Source organism: Pseudoalteromonas sp. SR45-5 (genome assembly GCF_014163565.1).
GTDB classification, from domain to species: domain Bacteria; phylum Pseudomonadota; class Gammaproteobacteria; order Enterobacterales; family Alteromonadaceae; genus Pseudoalteromonas; species Pseudoalteromonas distincta.
Window position 1 is genome coordinate 1 of sequence record NZ_JACJDN010000652.1, and the last position, 2147, is coordinate 2147.

General features: G+C 39.4%; 2 protein-coding genes. One reads left to right on the plus strand and one right to left on the minus strand.

The window, feature by feature from the left end:
• The first annotated feature begins 168 nt into the window (after positions 1–168).
• Positions 169–1173 (plus strand): nuclease-related domain-containing protein, encoded by a 1005-nt coding sequence (locus tag H5072_RS17615; protein ID WP_182694288.1) that lies wholly within the window; start codon positions 169–171, stop codon positions 1171–1173.
• A 666-nt stretch (positions 1174–1839) separates the two neighbouring features.
• Here the strand turns inward: H5072_RS17615 and H5072_RS17620 are convergent.
• On the minus strand, positions 1840–2147 hold a 308-nt coding region (locus H5072_RS17620; RefSeq protein ID WP_182694289.1), incomplete at its 5' end, for a hypothetical protein.

Genomic DNA, 2147 nt, shown 5'->3' on the forward strand with positions numbered 1-2147 from the left:
AGCTTAATAGCCAAGCTAAACACCTGTAGGCGCTCAGCTTGCTCGCGCGAAAAGCGAAGCTTTTAAATTGTAGGTGGGAGTTTCTCTCGCGTTTTTTGAACTTAAGCAGTATTGTTATTCGGTACTTCAATGATATTCTAAGCAAATACATGATTGAAAGGACGCCTCATGATTCTAAAAGATAAAACCCTCATCAACAGCAACTCATCTAAAATACAAGCAGGTCAAAAGCAAGAGCTCGACGTTGCCTTTTATTTACGCCGCGCCTTTAAAGATCATAGTCAGGTATTTGTGTTTAACGATGTAAAATTTAAACACAATGACGAAACCGCACAAATAGACCACCTAATAGCATACACCTATGGCTTTATTCTTATCGAATCTAAAAGCATTACAGGCGAAGTAACGATTAATGAACATCAAGAATGGAGTCGTAGTTATCGCGGCAACTGGCAAGGTATGCCATCGCCAATAAAACAGGTTGAATTACAACTAGAGCTATTAAAAAGCCTAATGCGCGACAATGCACCAAAGCTACTCACTAAATTATTTGGCAAGCTGCAACAGGGTTTTGGTGGCAGAGAGTGGCATAGTATTTGTGCCATATCGAGCAACGCCATTATCAACCGGAAAAACACACCAAAAGCAATTGAAGACCGATTAGTTAAATCAGAATTTATAACTGATAAATTACTCGAAATAATGAAGCTTCCTGCGTCTAAACCTAATCCGCTTCATCTTTTTACAACGAACGTTCGACCGTGGTTCAGTGAAGAAACACTGGATAGAATTTGCCAGTTTATTTTAGAGCAAAATATATCACCTATCTTACAAGAGCCTTCATATGTATCTGCAAAGATAAGCGAATCAGAACCTGTTTACGATGATACTTTAATAGCGACCAAGCAAACCATTACTGAACAAGTAAAACCTAAAACTGATCTAATCAAAGAGATAACATTAGCTTGTAAGCAATGTAATAGTTCGAGTAATTTACAGCCTCTTTCCGGACGTTATGGTTACTTTGTGAAATGCGGCAATTGCAGTGTAAACACACCAATGAAATCACCATGCCCAGAGTGCTCAAGCATCAATACTAAAACAAGCAAACGTAAAGAAAATTACTCTTTAGTATGCAAAGATTGTGAGATAAGTACGCCTATTAAGCTTTAGCACTTGTTGGTGCGATTTTACATCGCGCTTTCTCTTTAATAACTAGCTCATTACCTCAATCAACAAGCAAAGCTCACCTAAACACCTGTAGGCGCCCAGCTTGCTCGCGCGAAAAGCGTAGCTTTTAAAATAATTGACTTAATATCGCGTTGACGATGGCAACCAAAGAGAAGTAACCGCCGACTTCTCTTTGGAATCTCTCGGCGCCCCGAGGATCACACTATTTCCTCAATTTAAATTAATGATATGAACGTAAATGCTGTGTATTCGCGGCCCATGGCGATGGCGCGTCTAAGAATAACGGACTGTGAGCTTATGTACCACTTTTAAGATGAAATCTCATTCGAGGTTTTTGCCAGATTGCTGGCAGCAACCAAGGGGCGCATAGCGCCGTACGCCCCTTAGAACCCCACGGCGCCCCGAGGATCACACTGTTTCCTCAAGCTAAAAGTTGATATAAACGTAAACGCCGTGTATTCACCATCCATGGCGAAGTCACGGCTTAACTTGCATCCATGCAAGTAATTACTCATCAATTTTTAGCTTTCGGGTGTAATCACGGGGGAATTGTCTTAACTGCAGCGTTTAGATTTATCGTAGGCGTTAAGCTTGCTGACGCGAAAAGCTAGCAAATTAAACACTGTGTAGAGAGTATAATTTTTCAGGCTAAAACTTATCACCTTCTGAGTCCATCTTGTTCACTAGCTCCATAGATATTTCTTGCAGTGCTCTTTTAACATCTAAAGATATAAAACCAAGATCTAAAGGATTAGAAATCGCTAAATCGGAATTTTTAAATTCACGTAAATTTGCGATATTGGCTAAATAACTTTCGAGTAACTCTGGTTTTGCTTTTCGTTTTAAATTTTGGCGAAAAGTTTCAACAAACTTATTAATTTCTTCTGTGTCATCATCTTCAAAGCGCTCACAATAAACTCGCTTAGCCATTTCTTTCTGACTTAAATCAAGTTCTT